Here is a 16,730-nt window from a genome sequence, read left to right as displayed (position 1 = left end):
TCTACAAAAATAGTTTATTTGCAGAGTATTGCAGAAAAAAAACAAGCTATTTATTTACAAAATATTGTGTTTCATTGCCTTTTGAATAGCTTCTATTTTGTTGTGTACTTGTAATTTTTTATAAATGTTTTCGATATGTTTACGCACTGTTGAAGGACTAATAACTAGATTGTCAGCAATATTTTGGTAGTTTAACCCTTTAGAAAGTTGCTCTAAAATCTCCACTTCTCTTTTGCTTAAAGCTATTTCTTCTAGTTGTATTTTATCGGTTGTCATTCGTTCGGGGAAACGTAATAAATTCAATGTTTTTAGGGCTATTGATGGAGTCATTGCCGCGCCTCCCTCCATAACTTGTAAAATACTGTTGTGCAATTCTTCTGGATTCGTTTCTTTTAACAAATAACCATCAGCACCAGCTTTAATTGAATTAAAAATATTATCGTCGTCATCCATTACGGTTAACATTACAACTTTAATGTGAGGATACTTGTTTTTAATTAATTCTGTAGCTCTGATACCATCCATTTCTGGCATTTGAATGTCCATTAAAATAACATCAATAACATGGTCGGCCTCTAACTTTCCAATCAGTTCAGCACCATTAGCACCTCTAAATTTAAATTTTAAATCGTCGAAAAACGAAATACGTTCTTGAATGGATTGAGCTAAAAAAGCATTATCTTCAGCAATGGCTATTTTAATTTGCATAATTTAATTTTTAATCAAAAGTACGCTCGAATACCATCTGAAACTATACGGCATTTAGCGTATCTTTCTTTAAAGTTAAGCTAATTTTCGTTCCTTCGCTAGGTTTAGATTCAATTCTTATGATGGTGTTGATTTTTTCTGCCCTGTTTTTCATGTTTTGTAATCCATTACCAGCACTTATTTTATTCCATTCAAACCCAATTCCATCATCAATTACTTCAATATTAATTTCGGAGTTTGTTTCGGTAATTTTAAGGGTGATTTTTGATGCTACGGAATATTTTATTGCATTATTAATGGCTTCTTGTACAACCCTATACAAATTAACCCCTTGAATAGCATTGAGCGAAAAGTTATTGTTTAATTGATTATCGAATTCAAATTGAATTTTTTCTTGAGCAGATTTAGCTTGTTCAATATAATTGTACAACCTCGATTTTAAATCGTCGAAGGTAATGTCGTCTTTATTCAACGCCCAAATGGTATCACGCAATTGTGTAATGGTTGTTCGTGTAAAAATTGAGATATCTACTAGTTTGTTGTTCAACTTTTCGTCAGTATTTTTAAATAAATACTTCATATTATCTACCGAAGAAATAATAAAAGTTAATTGCGAACCAATGTTATCATGTAAATCACGAGAAATTCTTAATCGTTCTTCGTGCAATTCGTTTTGTATTTTCACTTTAGCCAATTGGTCTTTTAACCTGTTTTCTTCAATTAACCTTTGCTGCTTTAATTTTTGCTGCTTGTATATGAAGTAGCTCGCTACGATTACCAATAATAAAATGGATATGAGAATTACTAATTGATTGGTCCTTTTTTTGTGTTTTAATTCTTGTTCAGTAATTTTTACTTTTTGTTCAATAATTTGTTTTTCTTTCTTTTCTGTTTCAAATTGAATCTCTAATTCAGCAATAGCTTTATTAGTGTTTTCATTAATCAAAGAATCTTTTAGTGATTGTTGAATTTTTAAATAGTTAATCGCTTCACTAGTATGCCCCTGTTTTTCGTGACAAATGGATAAAAATTCAGCTGCATATTGTGCTAAATGAATATACTTGTTTTCAATTGCAGTTTTATAACAGCTAGTAAACCAAGTGGCAGCTTCTTTATAGTTTTTTTGGGCATAATAAAAGTCGGCATAAAGCACCATACATTCAGCAATACCATATGTGTCATTTCTTTTTGTGCGAATACTATATGATTCGTCTAAGTATTTTTTTGAAGTTGCAAAATCTTTTTTTACCAGATAAGCTCCAGATAAATGTCCTAGGGCAAAAGGTATACCTATACTGTCGTTTTGATTTCTTTTTAAAACTAATGCCTTATTATAGTAAAATATGGCGCTATCAACATTACCAGAAACTTCTTGCACAATTCCATAATTGTCATAAGTTGGATTTAAAGCTTCATAGTCTTTAGCTTCTTCCAATTGTTTCATTCCTTTTTGCATATACATCTTAGCTTTTTCAATGTCTCTTCTGTACATTGAAAAGCCAAGCCCACCATAAGTTGAACCAGCTTTCGATTTATTGCCTAATTTTTCATAAATTTTAATGGCTTTAATATTATACCCTATACGTTTGTCATAATTGCCTAAAAATCCATAAACCAGAGCCAATTGATTGTATACATCTGCTTCAAATTCTTGATTATTTAATTTTTTTGATTTATTTAACGCTTCTAGATATATTGTCTCTGCTTTGGTTGTATTAGCAACTACTTTATCATAAGGTAAATTTAAAACCGCTTTAATTTGGTCTTCTGCAGATAAATTTTGAATTGATTGTTCTACGCTATCTAAATAATTGGTTTGGGCAATTAAAAAACTAGCAAAAAACAATAAACAGAAGATTAAACAGCTTCTTATCATTTTAATGTTATTGAGCAGCTTTAAACTGGCCTAAAAAGCGGACATCGCCTTCAGAAAATAAACGTAAATCGTTAATCTTATACTTTAACATGGCTATTCGTTCAACCCCCATACCAAAAGCAAATCCTGAATATTTTTTGCTATCTATTCCACAATTTTCAAGCACATTTGGATCAACCATTCCGCATCCTAAAATTTCTAGAAACCCAGAATACTTACAAACATTACAACCTTTACTGTTGCAGACAGAACACGAAACATCTACCTCAGCACTAGGTTCTGTAAAAGGGAAATAGGATGGACGCAAACGAATTTCGGTTTGTTCGCCAAACATTTCTTTAGCAAAATACAATAAGGTTTGTTTTAAATCAGCAAACGAAACGTTTTCTGCAATATACAAGCCTTCTACCTGATGAAAAAAACAGTGCGCACGAGCAGAAATAGCTTCATTACGGTAAACTCTTCCTGGAGAAAGTGTACGAATGGGTGGTTTTGAATTTTCCATAATACGAACTTGTACCGACGAAGTGTGTGTTCTTAATGCCATTTCACCAGTTTCTGCCTCCACAAAAAAAGTATCTTGCATATCTCTTGCAGGATGTTCTGGTGGGAAATTTAATGCTGAAAAATTGTGCCAATCATCTTCAATTTCTGGACCTTCGGAAACAGTAAAACCAATGCGAGAAAAAATTTCAATAATCTCATTTTTAACCAATGAAATAGGGTGTCGACTACCAACATTGTAGGGAAAACCAGGTTTGGTTAAATCAATATTTTCTGCAACGGTTGTTGTATTTTCCAATAAAGCTTTAAACTCATCTATTTTTGATTGAGCATTCTCTTTAACCTGATTAATTAATTGACCTACTTCTCTTTTTTCTTCGCTAGCCACATTTTTAAAATCAGCAAACAACTCTTTTAAAACCCCTTTGCTACCCAATATTTTAATACGGAATTGCTCCACTTGGTCTAACGATTGAGCAGAGAAAATTTCTACTTCTTGTAATAATTCGTTTAAACGTGTTTTCATTTGTTTTTTATTTCGTTAACCCATAACTCCTCCCCTTCGGGGAGGTTGGGGGCTTTATTTCTTTACAATTTTAATGGTCATTTTTACATCTTCTATAGGTCTATCTCTCTTATCTTTCTTTACTTCAGCTATTTTATCCACAACATCTAACCCTTCAACTACTTCTCCAAAAATGGTATAATCCATGTCTAAATGTGGAGTTCCACCAATAGTTTCATAGGTTTTAAACTGCTCCTCTGTATATTCAATTTTATCTTCGCGTTTTGCATTTTTTCCTTTGAGCATTTTTTCAATTTCTGCCCTTGTAAATGTTCTGCCTTGAACAATATAAAACTGGCAACTTGAAGATGCTTTTTCTGGATTTACATCATCACTTTCTCTAGCTCCAGCCAAAACTCCTTTTTTATGTATTAATGAGGAATTAAACTCTGCCGGAATAGTATAACCTAAACCTCCTTCACCTAAAGCAACCCCTTTTTCAGCATTTTTAGAATCTGGATCTCCGCCTTGGATCATAAAATCTTTTATAACTCTGTGGAACAATGTTTCATTTAGTGTTCCATTTTTTACCAATTTTATAAAATTATCCCTGTGTTTTGGTGTTTCGTTGTAAAGCTTAATTTTAATATCCCCAAAGCTTGTAGAAATTAGAATTAATGTTTGTTTCTCACTTTTTTGAGCAAAAGTATTAGAGGATATAAGTAAAACAAGAGCAAAGATGATGCAGGAAAAAAATTTATTCATAAACTAATTATTATTATATTTGTTAGTTACAAAGCTAATAATTATATATAATTATATCTTTGAGTACTAAAATAAAACAAAATGATACACAAAAATAATTTCAGACTTGTATTGTTAATGCTAATCGGAGTATTTGCATTTTCGTGTGCTAAAGAACGTTCGCCAAGTTTACATATTACTGTAATTGATGAAAAAGGTGTGCCCGCCTCTGGTGCTATAGTTCATGCTTGGCCTGGCGACAATGCCTTAGGAGGAACTGTTAATGAAGCTGAAATGGACAAAACAGGAACTACAGATGCAGCTGGTTATGTAAAATTTGACTTTAAATTTTCTGCTGTTTTAGATGTGGACGTTGTTTACTATAGGTCTACACAATTGGTTGATTCTTTGGGTGCGCTTTATACAGTAACAGACTCTTTAAGCGGACACAAAGTAGTTAAAATTGAAAGTGTAAGACAAAGAAGTGAAGATAACGACTATAAGGAAAACTTATATTTAAAATAATATTATAATTTAAGGTATTCTATAATTGCCTTTTTCATAAAATTATCTTGAGACTCTCCTACCAAATGGTTGGGGAGTTTTTTTATGTTTTTAAAATGTGGCCAACCTTCATTATCCAATCCAAGTTTTTGATAATAGCCATAAGGCATTAAAACGGTACACACACCTATATGAATAATATCAATTTTTTGCTCTTTTTTAAATAGCTGGTGGTTTTTACCTAATTCTTGAAGCCCAATCATATACAAAATAGTTTGAACATCTAAAACCTCATCAAAACGCTTCCGCATAAACAATTGCACTTTTACCCATTCAATATTTAAATCCATTTCCATACCGTAAAATTAAGTACATAATTGCGGTATAAACAATGTTCTTTTGATAAAAAAGAATTATTAGTTGTTAGTTGATATCTTCAAACCTTTAGTTTTGAAATGATGAATTTTTTCGACATTATTTTTATAATTCCGCTGCTATGGGGTGCTTACAAAGGCTTTACCAAAGGCTTTGTAATAGAAATAGCCTCATTTGTTGCTTTAGGACTGGGTGTTTGGGGTGGTTTAAAATTCTCATATCTATCAGCAGAATACTTGAGTAAATTGTTTGACATCTCGAACAAACTAATGCCGATTATTTCATTTTCGTTAACTTTTATAATTATTGTTGTTGCAGTTTTTGCATTAGCAAAGTTGTTACAAGGTATTTTAAAGAAGGCTGCCTTGGGCTTTGTAAATAAATTGTTTGGGTTAATTTTTGGTGTGTTAAAATTTGCTTTTATTTTAAGTATTGTGTTAAATTTAATTAATGTGTTTAACAACGAAATAGAATTTATAAGTAATGAAAAAAAAGAAGCATCGTTGTTGTATCAACCCATCGAGAAACTTTCGCAATTGTTAATTCCAGGAATTAAAGACTTAAAGTTAGACACCTCAACCATTACTGAACAAGTAATAGAACATGAAATTGCTAAATAGTCATTTTTAATATTCATTTCTTTAATTACCTTTATGATATGAAGTTTCTATATTTCATATTAATAGTGCTTTTTGTTTTTGGGTGTTCTCCCAAGGGTCCTATTACCTATTCTTCACCTCTTGTTGGGAAAACTAAAACTCAACTGATTAAAGAAAAAGGGGTTGCTAAAAAAATTATGATTTTTGACAACTCTGAAGCTTACATCTACACTACCATTGAAGAATACTTTGGCAATAAACCAACCACTCCAGAATCTAAACCAAAAAAAACCGTAGCAATAGAGCACATCTATTACATTAATGCAAACGATACGGTTTATAAATATCAAGTTTGGGAGAAAAAAATAAAAAAATAATTTTTTTATTAATCTGCTTATAATCAATTTGTTATTAAATTTCTAATTGTTATTTCGTTAATTTTTTGTTAAAATGTATTAACATTAAATGTATATACATACATTTGTATCGAATTAATAAATTTAAAAATTATGAACACGAAATCTCACGAATACAAAAATCTAAAATTTAATACCATGAGTAAACAAATTATTTTAAGTATAGCATTGGTTGTAGCAACTACATTTTCTGTAAACGCTCATAATCATGGCGAATTAACCATTAACAACAAAGTTAGTAGTGTTGAATGGATTGGAAAAAAAGTAACAGGCGAACATACTGGAACCATAATGATAAAAGAAGGCAAACTAGCCTTGCACGATGGTCAACTAGAAAAAGGAAAAGTTACTATTGATATGACATCAATACTATGTACCGACCTTAAAGGCGAGTGGGCAGACAAATTAGTAGGACATTTAAAAAATGCTGATTTTTTTGATGTAGAAAAGCACAATACTGCAGTATTGGATATTTTAAAAGTAACACCAGGTAAAGATGGAAACTCCATAATCTCTGGAAATTTAACCATAAAAGGCATTACAAAACCAATCGAGTTTTCTGCAAAAATTGAAGTGAAAGACGGTAAATTAGCCGCTTACGCTGAAGTAAACGTAGATAGAACGCTTTATGATATTAAATACGGTTCCGGCAAATTTTTTGAAGGACTAGGCGACAAAATGATAAACGATGAGTTTACCATTAAGTTTAAAATTGCTGCACAGTAATTTTTAAACGATTGATAGGGTTAAAAGCAGGAAGAGTTCTTCCTGCTTTTTTGTTTTATAGAATTACGTCATTTGACGTATTGAGTTTATGTTTTTCTACTTATACTTTTGAAGTTATAAACTTTAAATAAAAACTCATGAACAAAAAAACTTTATTCGCATTTGTATTAACAGCAGCTGTAGCCTTTTCATGCTCAAAAGATGAAAGTGCACCCGAACCAACTACAACTCCTACAACAACACCTACTCCTACACCAACAGGAAATACAACTGGTAATGCTCAACCTAACTTTGCAGGAGCTGACGCATCACTTTGGGCAGTTAAATCATTATCTGTTACCAATATAACAGGATTACCACCTATTACTACAACAATTGGCTTGGGTGTTGCAGCATTCAATAATGGTACAAGCCTAGTAAGTGCTGGAACAGTAAAATTAAATACCAACACCCTTACGTTAAATTCCAACAACTCCTACTCTTATACAATTGGAGCAAGTAATCCTACGGGAATAGATTTTTCTTCAGGTGTAAATTGGGATGTTTCAGGGGCAAATGGATTCGGAGCATTTACCAAATCTGTAACATTAGGATTTCCTACTGTTAGTGAGGTAACAAGTTCTGCAACAATTACAAAAGCTAGTGGTTATACTTTAACTGTTAATACCGTTACAAATGCTGATTCCGTGCTATTTTTAATTGGTGGTGTTTCTAAAACTCTAGCAGGAAATGCTACTTCTTGTTCTTTTAGCGCAAGCGAATTAAGCAGTTTAAATAATGGTTCAACTGTTGTTCAGGTAGCAGCTTATAAATTCGCCAACGAAACGCTTGGTGGTAAAAATATTTATTACGGAAACGAAACTGTTCAGAGTAAAACAGCAACCATTCAGTAATAGATTAATTAACTAAAGACGATTAAGCAGGAAGAATTCTTCCTGCTTTTTTGTTGCTTAATTAGTTTCGTACTTATCACTATACTTTCGGTACAATTTCTTTTGGTGGTTGTCTAAATCAATAAATCGACCTTGAATATAAGCTTGCTCAACATTGTTTGTTTTAACATCTAAGGCATCGCCAGTAGAGATAAAAAATGTGGCATCTTTACCTGGCTCCAAACTACCTGTTGTAGCATCTATCCCTAAAATTTTTGCTGTGTTCAGCGTAATTAACATTAAAGCTTCTTCTTTGCTTAACCCATAAGCAGTAGCTGTGCCTGCATAAAAAGGCAAGTTACGTGTCCCCATAGCCTCCATATCTCCAGAATTTTCTAAACAAACCAACACTCCTGCATCAACCAATTTTTTTGGCAATTTGTATGGCAAATAAATATCATCATCTTCGCTCACAGGTAATTCATGAACTCTTCTTAAAATTACAGCTACTTTATTATCTTTTAACATGTCAGCCACCATCCAAGCATCATAGCCACCAACAATTACCATTTTACTAATGTTGTTTTCTTTTGCAAAATAAACGGCGTCTGTTATCTCTTTTACATAGTTGGTATGAATAAACAATGTTTGAGTTCCATTAAACAATCCTCGCATAGATTCAAAACGCAAGTTTTTTTCTAAGTGGTTTTTTACTTTAGAATAAGCCAAAGCATCAGTAAAAAAATCTTTCAATTCATTGATACGTTCGGTATATTTTTCATCTGCTTTACCAGTCCAACGGTTAAACATGTTGTGCCAATTAATATGGATGCCGTCATCAAGTTTGTAAGCAGCATCTTCCCAGTTCCAAGCATCGAATTGAACAATAGATGATGTTCCAGAAACAACATTGCCACGAGGGGTTATTTGTCCCATTAAAACTCCGTTGCTTCTAACTGTAGTAGTAATTTTAGATTCCGCATTATAAGCAATTATAGAACGAACATGGGGCGTATAATTTCCTGCTTCGTTCATGTCTTCTGTTGCTCTAACCGCATCTATTTCTACCAATCCTAAGGTTGAATTTGGTGCAATAATACCAGGATATACATGTTTGCCAGAAATACTAATGGTAGTATCAAAAGCACTTCCATCTAATTTTACAACTCGTGCATCAGCAACCATAGTAAGCTTACCATCTTTAAAGGCAATAACAGAATTTTCTATAACTGTCCCGTTTCCGATGTGTGCTATTCCTCCCATTAACAACACCGTTTTACTGTGTTTTGGAGCTGGAGTTTCAACTTGTGCAATACAGTTGAAAGTTAAAAGAAGAAAGCAGAAAGTAGTTACTCGTATTTTATATTTTGTTTTCATGGTTTTGAATTTATTTAACATCTCTTTACACACCCCTAACCCCTCTCAAGAGGGGAAGTCCCTCCCCTTTGGGGAGGTTAGGAGGGGAGTTACTCTCCAACAGTATCGCAGTGATACAATAGTTTTGGTTTAGCCTGAGGTTTTTTAGTTTTACCACCCTCTTTTTTAACGTCCAACATTTTTTCTATTAATCTATTTTTTTCGAGTGCATTCCTTTTTTGAAGTGCTTCATCAGTCTTTCTATCAAAATAAACCACACCTTCAATAATGGTTTTTTCAACCGTTGCGTAAACCGATAAAGGATTGTCTGTCCATAGAACTACATCAGCACTCTTACCAACTTTAATACTTCCCATTTTATCGTCTAAGTGCAACAGTTTAGCAGGATTTAAGGTTACAAATTTTAATGCTTCTTCTTCACTTACCCCTCCATATTTTACAGCTTTTGCAGCTTCTTGATTTAACCTTCTCCCCATTTCTGCATCATCAGAATTAAATGCAGTTAAAACCCCTTGTTTGTGCATAATTGCACCATTATACGGAATAGCGTCGTTAACCTCAAACTTATAGGCCCACCAATCAGAGAATGTTGAACCACCAGCACCATGTTTTTTCATTTTATCAGCAACTTTATATCCTTCCAAAATATGTGTAAACGTATTTACTCTAAAACCCATCGAATCGCCAACATGCATTAACATGTTTATCTCTGACTGCACATAAGAGTGGCACGAGATAAATCGTTCTTTATTTAAAATTTCGTTAATGGTTTCCATTTCTAAATCAATTCTTGGAGCAATTACTGTATTTTTTTGTGCAGGAGTCAAGCCTGCATATTTATCCCAAATAGATTGGTACTCTTTTGCACGAATAAACGCATCGAAATAAACTTGTTCTACACCCATTCTGGTTTGAGGAAAACGAGAACGATTAAATGGTCCCCAGTTCGATTGTTTTACATTTTCACCCAAAGCAAATTTGATAAACCCATCGGTATCTTTAATCTTCATTTCTTCTGGGCTACTTCCCCATTTCAACTTTATTAGTGCCGACTGTCCACCAATAGGGTTACATGAGCCATGCAACAATTGCGAAGCAACAACTCCTCCAGCTAATTGGCGATAAATATTTATATCATCACAATCTACCACATCAGCAATACTAACCTCAGCAGTTACCGCTTGAGTGCATTCGTTTACACCTCTACTAATTGCAATGTGCGAATGCTCATCAATTATACCAGCTGTTAAGTGTTTGTTTGTGCCATCAACCACTTCAGCACTGTCGGCAACTATACCTTTTCCTATTTGAGCTATTTTTCCATCTTTTAATAACACATCAGTATTTTTTAAAATACCTTCTTGCTCGTTTGTCCAAACGGTAGTGTTTTTAATAAGCAACATTTTAGCTTTGGGTATTGAATCAAAGCCATAAGCCATGTTTGGAAAATACATTTTAGGTACAACCAATGAATCGGTTTCTTCTTTTTTATCTTCTTTTTTATCTTTAAAGTTGTCGCCTTTAATTGCCGACCAGCCTAACCATTCACCATTATTCAGCTGTCCTTTTCCTTCCCAAATAACACTATTGTGATTTACATACCCACTCAATCTGATGATGTTTTTTGAAAATTCATCGTTCGGGTTAAAGCTTAACGTAATGTTATGGTCTTGTACTTTAATGGTTACCGAAATGTTGGTAGTATCAAAACCAGCACTATCGTTTTTTGCAACCAACTTAATTTCTCCACTTGGTTTTTCAATTTCTCCTTTTACATTAAGATCGTATATTTTATCTTGAATTTTTAAATGATAGTTTCCCCTTACGTCTATGGTATTATAGTCATTTATCATAAATTTTTTGCCGCGAATCCAGTTTTCATATAGCACATTTTTTTCATCAAAAAGGTTTGATGATGTAATGATGAAATTAGCAAACTTGTTTTTTTCTAGACTACCAACCGTTTCGTACGCATTAATAAAATTTGCTGGCGAATAGGTTAATGCTTTCAACGCATCTTGCTCTGATAAACCATTTTTTATCGCTTTTCTTAAGTTGGTAAAAAAATCTTTTTGGTTTTTTAATCCAGCGATCGTAATCGAAAATTCTACTTGATTACTCGCAATAATTCCTAAGTTATATGGTGCCAATTCCCAATGTTTTAAATCTCTTAATGGAACCAACATCGCTTCATAAGGATCAGCCACATCATACGCTTCATGAAAATTTACTGGAACAATTAACTTTCCACCAGTCGCTTTTATTTCACTTATTCTTTCATATTCATCGCCATTTCCTTTAAAAATGTACTGCATTTCAAACTCATCGCCAATTTTATCGGCACGTAAAATGTCCAATTTATCTTTAACTTCAAAAATTGAAGGCAACTCCCAGTTTTCAACCATTTTGGCTAATGAAATATTGTATTCTGGTAAATTTTTGTTGTTAAAATACCAATCAACATCGTAGTAAGTTTGTCTAATTAACGCTATTGTTCCCATTAACGAACCAGGATAATCTTGGGTAGAAGTTCCTTTATCAAAGGATAAGTGTGAAGCAACCTTGTCATTAATAACTACTTCGTTTGCCAATCCATCCGATAAGGTTACTAAAGCAGATGTTCCTCTAATAATTCCGTCTTGTTGGTGAGTTAATACTGTACCAAACCCTAATTTTCTTAATTCTTCAGCCTTTTTATTGTCAACAGTAAATAATTGTCCCGATTCAATTTCAGGATGAACTGCTTGATTCCAGTTGTATGCTCCTTTTTTGTTCGAGTCGAATTGTTGCTGGAAATTTGGTTTTGAGTCTTTTTCTGCTTTTGGCATTCCATAATCCGAATACAAATCGATTAGCGAAGGGTAAATAAATTTACCTTTTACATCATACACCACAGCATTAGCTGGAATTTTTACCGAAGCTGCATCGCCAACCTCAATTACTTTTCCATCTTGAATGATTAAAATACCATTTTCGATTTTGGTTTGATAATCTTTAAAAATGGTGGCATTTTTAAACGCATAAAAATTTTGAATTTTATTCTTTGTTCCATTGGTAACAAAGGTTTCTTGAGCTTTTGTTGCAACAACAAAACCCAATAAAACAAGCATCAACAAATATTTTTTCATGGTGTTTTAGTTAAGTAGACTCCAAAAATAACTTTTTATGTTGTATATGATACACTTATGGAAACAAAAAAAGGCTGCTCTTTTGAGCAGCCTTTCCTTTAAAGAAGATTACTTGGTAATAGTAATATTCCCTTTAACAATATTGCTGTTAGGAGCAGAAAGTTCATAAATATATAAACCATCAGGCAATTGATTCACTTGAACCAAATTGTGTTTATCAGTAAGTAATTGTTCAATTACTTTTTGTCCTGAAATGTTATAAATAACTAACAAATAATTACCTTCATTCTCTAAATCAACAAATAACTTATCATTTGTTGGATTTGGATAAAGAGCAACAGTTAATGTTGTACCAACATGTTCAGGTTGAATATTTTTAAATATATCATCCACAACTTGAATAGTTCTTAAGTTACTATTGTTGGCTTTCGCCTTAATAGCTTTTGAAACCTGAACCAAATGAACAGTTTCTTTATTTAAATTAAACAATACATCGTTAACCGAACGTCCTTGCCAAGTATCAGTAAGCGTATCTTTAATTAATGATACGGCAGAAACATCTGTAAACTCATTTCTTGTAGCAGCATTATCCTCTTCAACAAAAAGTACATTAGCCTCTTTAAACGAAGTTTGAACAGCTAAATTTGCTGGGGTTGAAGAACTTGATGACATCATGGATGATGAGCTTCCGCCACCACCACCAATACTACACTCCATACAAGTGTTGTTTGGTACACAAGTAGAATAATCGGTATGGATTAATGGCAAGTAAACTGGTGTTCCACCCCATGATGTACAAGCATTTGCTACAAATACGTATTCATTAGATTGAATATCAGCAGGATTAACTCCCCAAAAATTACCTTTAGCATTAATTTGTGAAGGAGCTACAGTACTGCTTCCATAACAAAATTCAAAAGTGAATCCACCATTGTTATCAAAACGATTTGGTTTAATAATGTTGTCACCTCTATCAATAGAATGTTGAACCGCATCAATGTTTAATAAAGCATCAATACCAAAAATACCTACATTGGTGTTGTTGTAAACTGCTCCACATCCAATATCTCCCATCGTTAACATGGCATTGTAGCTACCAAGCCCAGCATCATAATTACCATAGATTTCAACACCATAATTACTCGACTGATGTATTCTGGCACCATTACGTAAAAAAACAAGTGAGGCTAAAGCTTTTAAACCAGTAGTGTTACTTTGTATGTTAGCACCACTAAAATAAGCTCCCGAAACGTATTCTAAATTAACACCGTAAGTAGCGTTTTTGAATTCAGTACTGTAAATTTCAACTACATTTGAATTTTGCACATATAATGCTGTTTGAGCACCATTTACAAAACCATTAGTCATTTTGAAATTAGCAGCATCACTAACTTCAACACCATAGGTACTCATGGTAGTAAATTTACCTGTCTGAATGTGTACCAATGAACTGGCATTGGTTACTTTAACACCTTTTCCTAAGTTATTAAAATCACAACTGTTAAAGAAAGTAGGAAGAGGATTGTTAATCTCAAAGGCAGTAGCTGTAGTTTGAGGATTACTTGATGGATTGTATGTAGCATTTATAGAAGTAAAATTTACATCATCCAATACAATTTTTGAATTACTTCCATATTGTACCAAACCACTGTTCCAATCTACATCATCAACATTACTTAGGGTTAATGTAGTGTTGTTTGCTAATTCGACAAACTTACGTGTTTTACCTTTACCTGTAAACTTAACAGGAACAGCATTTGGAATAGTTAAACTATGAGTAGGATGAAATTTGTAAAAACCATCACGATAATGCTCCCATTTAGCAGTAGCATCAAAAGTAATGTTACCCGAAACAAACACTTTTGCAGGAATACCTGTATATGATGTTGAACCTACTAAAAAGCCTTTATTGGCAGTCTTGTTTTTGTAAATTACCGTTGCTCCATCATCAATAACCAAGTATGAACCTGGTTTTAAATTAATTTCTGCCCCGTCTTCTACTATCAATGTACTGTTTGCTCCAATGTGCAAAGTTGCATCAAATTCAACCTCTAATTTTGAACCGGTTAACAGATGTAAAGTACTACCATTAATTACATTTATCATAGACTCCTGTTCTAAATGAACATAAGAACCGTTTAAACAAGTAAGTTTGGTTGGATTGATAAAGTCTCCTTGTGTTGTTAATCTATGTCTATTTGGGGTTCCACTTTTATCAATATCCAAATATTGACCACCTATAATATTTAAGGAATAATTAGCTGACGATACGATATTTGGATATAATTCAATTTCCCCAGTATATCTGGTATTGTTTCTCACATCATAATCATCTAACCGTATTTTTACTGTAATACTACTGTCGGCATTGTAACTCAGTACCTCGAACGAAATGCCGTTCAAATGTATTGGTGCTAGTTTTTTTGTAGTAGTATTGTAAATTTGTAAGTTCGTTATTACAGGATTTGAACCTAAATCTACTTTTGCACCTTGCGGAAAGTTCATGCCAAAGCCTAAATCACCAAAAGTTAGCACACCATTTTGTTTTACAAAATCACGATGCTCGTTTCTATTATCTCCATTTGTGTAACTTATGTAAACAATTGAATCAGTAGCACCATAAAAGTCGTTTCTGATTTTTGTTAATTGGTTATGACAGCCTAAGGGATTGGATAATCCTTTTTGAAAATCGTAAGCGATATCCCAATATTCTGGTATTCTAGGCTCAGGGTTGGCGTACTGATTAGTAAAGTCATGATTACCCAATGCATTCAAATACTTTATGGTATTTACTCCTGTTCCAGTCGGTGCAGTATAATTTCTTGAATACCTTGTGCCTTCAATATAAGCTACCAAGCCTCTTGGAGCAATGGGTAAAGGTGTTCCGAGTGCATCAGTCTCATAATCTTTGCGGTGGTCGAAGATGTTTTTACCTGCATGGTTTTCCAACCATAAAAATTGAGTGGTATCATGTGGTAAACGAACCCGTATAACATCGCCCGTTGTAATAAAATCGTGTAGTGTATACACACCACCATTTTGTAAATCACTTACACTTTTAATATCAGATGATACCGTGTTGTTGTTTGCGGTTAATTCTATCCACCCTGTGTACCAACGTTCCCAACCGTTGGCACAATCGTAAACATTTGGAGAACCAACACTTTTCATCATGCCCCAACCGTAATTGCCGTAAAAATAACTTCCAACAGCATTGTTGGCATTGTTGCAATGTGGAGCCCAGTAGTTGGTATGTGCCACTTCGTGGGTAAAGGTGGTTTTTGAGATACCCCAAAATCCTTTTTGTGTTCTAAAACCTGCATTAACAGCAAAAGTAGGGTTACCTAAAGCATCGGTAAACTGATATCCTCCAGCTATATCCGCTACAGACCCACCAGATAACCATTTGTTAAAAAGTGTAGAATCGCCAGCAGGGTCTTTACTCCAGTTTTGTGAATAACGCCAAATTAGAACTACGTAATCAATTTGATCATCGTGGTTGGAAGAACTGTTGTCGGTTTGGTAGGACGGCCAATTTTTACGATTATCGAATGCACTAAAATCGTAACCAGGATATTTTGCCTGTATGCTATCGAAAACCCTTGTAGCAAGATTGTTCCAAACATAATAATCGCTACAATCAGCACTGTCTACAAAAACATTAATTCGCTCAGGAAAAACACTGGCTATCATTTTTAAGGGATTACCACTGGGTAAACTCATCTGGTAATAAAAATTGGAAATGCTTTTATCAGTATTGCTTGGCGAAAAATCGCTGTAATCGTCGTAAAACAAATCACCAGTATTTTTCGGGAAAGTTTTTCCGTTTGGGAGTATCCCTGCTGGGTCAACGTATGGCCATACAAGAGATGTATCTGGATTAGTTTCTCTATCATTGGTAAATCCTGCATAAATAATGAGTACTTTCATTTCGCCATGCGGGGTAAAGTCGCTTCCATTGGGGCTGTAAGCAGTTAATCGTGCTGTAGAATCTAAAGGCGGAAACATGGTAGAATCTACGAAACACTCGTCGGTATATTGTGCTTTTATGGTGTTGCTATTTAGCAAAAACACCATCAACAGCATAAGTAATGCTGTGGTCTTCATTGCCGTAAGACAATGGGGTATAAATTTTTTCATGTTGTTAAGTTTTAAATGAATGTTTTGCGTTTATTGTTCCTCGTTTACGTCATTCCTTGCGAAACGCAGTGAAGACAAGGAATCCAGTTCTAAAAATATCAACTGGTTTCCTATTTTCATAGGAATGCAGGTTTCCTGCCTACGCAGGAATGAAGCTAATAAAAACTAATGACGTTACAATAAACGCTATTGTTTGATGACTTTTAAAGTAGTCGAACTTTTATTGCCTTTTATTTGCACTACATAAAGCCCTTTT

At 33.6% G+C, this 16,730-nt stretch carries 13 protein-coding genes; 5 read left to right on the top strand and 8 right to left on the bottom strand.

Going from position 1 to position 16,730, the window contains the following annotated elements:
• Nucleotides 1–54: 54 nt before the first annotated feature.
• The 4 genes from H6589_07670 to H6589_07655 are packed head-to-tail and all read right to left on the bottom strand — an operon-like array spanning nucleotide 55 to nucleotide 4,358.
• On the bottom strand, nucleotides 55–708 hold the full coding sequence (locus H6589_07670; GenBank protein ID MCB9174472.1) for a response regulator transcription factor: 654 nt from the start codon (nucleotides 706–708) through the stop codon (nucleotides 55–57).
• 43 nt (nucleotides 709–751) lie between these two features.
• A complete protein-coding gene (locus tag H6589_07665) occupies nucleotides 752–2,584 on the bottom strand; it encodes a sensor histidine kinase (protein ID MCB9174471.1) in 1,833 nt (610 codons plus the stop codon).
• A 7-nt stretch (nucleotides 2,585–2,591) separates the two neighbouring features.
• Entirely contained in the window at nucleotides 2,592–3,614 is a 1,023-nt protein-coding gene (gene pheS, locus H6589_07660) for a phenylalanine--tRNA ligase subunit alpha (GenBank protein ID MCB9174470.1), read from the bottom strand.
• 54 nt (nucleotides 3,615–3,668) lie between these two features.
• Entirely contained in the window at nucleotides 3,669–4,358 is a 690-nt protein-coding gene (locus H6589_07655) for a peptidylprolyl isomerase (GenBank protein ID MCB9174469.1), read from the bottom strand.
• 81 nt (nucleotides 4,359–4,439) lie between these two features.
• On the opposite strand from H6589_07655, the gene H6589_07650 reads away from it, so the two are divergent.
• A complete protein-coding gene (locus tag H6589_07650; GenBank protein MCB9174468.1) occupies nucleotides 4,440–4,862 on the top strand; it encodes a hypothetical protein in 423 nt (140 codons plus the stop codon).
• Between the two features lie 2 nt (nucleotides 4,863–4,864).
• Here H6589_07650 and H6589_07645 read toward each other — a convergent pair whose 3' ends face one another.
• Nucleotides 4,865–5,197, bottom strand: coding sequence for a hypothetical protein (locus H6589_07645; protein ID MCB9174467.1), 333 nt, complete (start codon nucleotides 5,195–5,197; stop codon nucleotides 4,865–4,867).
• A 99-nt stretch (nucleotides 5,198–5,296) separates the two neighbouring features.
• Between H6589_07645 and H6589_07640 the strand changes: the two genes are divergently transcribed.
• From H6589_07640 to H6589_07625, 4 genes are all read left to right on the top strand, one after another.
• The gene (locus H6589_07640; protein MCB9174466.1) at nucleotides 5,297–5,836 is read left to right on the top strand and encodes a CvpA family protein; all 540 of its coding nucleotides are present in this window, start codon (nucleotides 5,297–5,299) and stop codon (nucleotides 5,834–5,836) included.
• Nucleotides 5,837–5,874: 38 nt separating this feature from the next.
• Nucleotides 5,875–6,192: a hypothetical protein gene (locus H6589_07635; GenBank protein ID MCB9174465.1), complete on the top strand. Its 318-nt coding sequence runs from the start codon at nucleotides 5,875–5,877 to the stop codon at nucleotides 6,190–6,192.
• Nucleotides 6,193–6,369: 177 nt separating this feature from the next.
• A complete protein-coding gene (locus H6589_07630; protein MCB9174464.1) occupies nucleotides 6,370–6,957 on the top strand; it encodes a YceI family protein in 588 nt (195 codons plus the stop codon).
• A gap of 137 nt (nucleotides 6,958–7,094) precedes the next feature.
• Nucleotides 7,095–7,850, top strand: a complete 756-nt coding sequence (locus tag H6589_07625; protein MCB9174463.1) for a hypothetical protein — start codon at nucleotides 7,095–7,097, stop codon at nucleotides 7,848–7,850.
• A 57-nt stretch (nucleotides 7,851–7,907) separates the two neighbouring features.
• Here H6589_07625 and H6589_07620 read toward each other — a convergent pair whose 3' ends face one another.
• The 3 genes from H6589_07620 to H6589_07610 all read right to left on the bottom strand — a co-directional run bounded on the left by H6589_07620 (nucleotide 7,908) and on the right by H6589_07610 (nucleotide 16,474).
• A complete protein-coding gene (locus tag H6589_07620; GenBank protein MCB9174462.1) occupies nucleotides 7,908–9,206 on the bottom strand; it encodes an amidohydrolase family protein in 1,299 nt (432 codons plus the stop codon).
• An 89-nt stretch (nucleotides 9,207–9,295) separates the two neighbouring features.
• Nucleotides 9,296–12,334 carry an amidohydrolase family protein gene (locus tag H6589_07615; protein ID MCB9174461.1) on the bottom strand — a complete coding sequence of 1,013 codons (3,039 nt, stop codon included), beginning with the start codon at nucleotides 12,332–12,334 and terminating at the stop codon, nucleotides 9,296–9,298.
• A gap of 108 nt (nucleotides 12,335–12,442) precedes the next feature.
• Entirely contained in the window at nucleotides 12,443–16,474 is a 4,032-nt protein-coding gene (locus tag H6589_07610) for a T9SS type A sorting domain-containing protein (protein MCB9174460.1), read from the bottom strand.
• Nucleotides 16,475–16,730: the final 256 nt, after the last annotated feature.

The organism is Flavobacteriales bacterium (assembly GCA_020635795.1).
Classification (GTDB): Bacteria; Bacteroidota; Bacteroidia; order Flavobacteriales_E; family Vicingaceae; genus Vicingus.
Note: the sequence above shows the minus strand (reverse complement) of the source record. Positions and strands in the feature narration are given on the sequence as shown.

Coding starts and splice junctions, on each gene's coding strand:
- H6589_07670 (MCB9174472.1), bottom strand. CDS start 708: ATGCAAATTAAAATAGCCATTGCTGAAGATAATGCTTTTTTAGCTCAA.
- H6589_07615 (MCB9174461.1), bottom strand. CDS start 12,334: ATGAAAAAATATTTGTTGATGCTTGTTTTATTGGGTTTTGTTGTTGCA.
- pheS (MCB9174470.1), bottom strand. CDS start 3,614: ATGAAAACACGTTTAAACGAATTATTACAAGAAGTAGAAATTTTCTCT.
- H6589_07620 (MCB9174462.1), bottom strand. CDS start 9,206: ATGAAAACAAAATATAAAATACGAGTAACTACTTTCTGCTTTCTTCTT.
- H6589_07630 (MCB9174464.1), top strand. CDS start 6,370: ATGAGTAAACAAATTATTTTAAGTATAGCATTGGTTGTAGCAACTACA.
- H6589_07655 (MCB9174469.1), bottom strand. CDS start 4,358: ATGAATAAATTTTTTTCCTGCATCATCTTTGCTCTTGTTTTACTTATA.
- H6589_07650 (MCB9174468.1), top strand. CDS start 4,440: ATGATACACAAAAATAATTTCAGACTTGTATTGTTAATGCTAATCGGA.
- H6589_07610 (MCB9174460.1), bottom strand. CDS start 16,474: ATGAAAAAATTTATACCCCATTGTCTTACGGCAATGAAGACCACAGCA.
- H6589_07665 (MCB9174471.1), bottom strand. CDS start 2,584: ATGATAAGAAGCTGTTTAATCTTCTGTTTATTGTTTTTTGCTAGTTTT.
- H6589_07645 (MCB9174467.1), bottom strand. CDS start 5,197: ATGGAAATGGATTTAAATATTGAATGGGTAAAAGTGCAATTGTTTATG.
- H6589_07635 (MCB9174465.1), top strand. CDS start 5,875: ATGAAGTTTCTATATTTCATATTAATAGTGCTTTTTGTTTTTGGGTGT.
- H6589_07640 (MCB9174466.1), top strand. CDS start 5,297: ATGATGAATTTTTTCGACATTATTTTTATAATTCCGCTGCTATGGGGT.
- H6589_07625 (MCB9174463.1), top strand. CDS start 7,095: ATGAACAAAAAAACTTTATTCGCATTTGTATTAACAGCAGCTGTAGCC.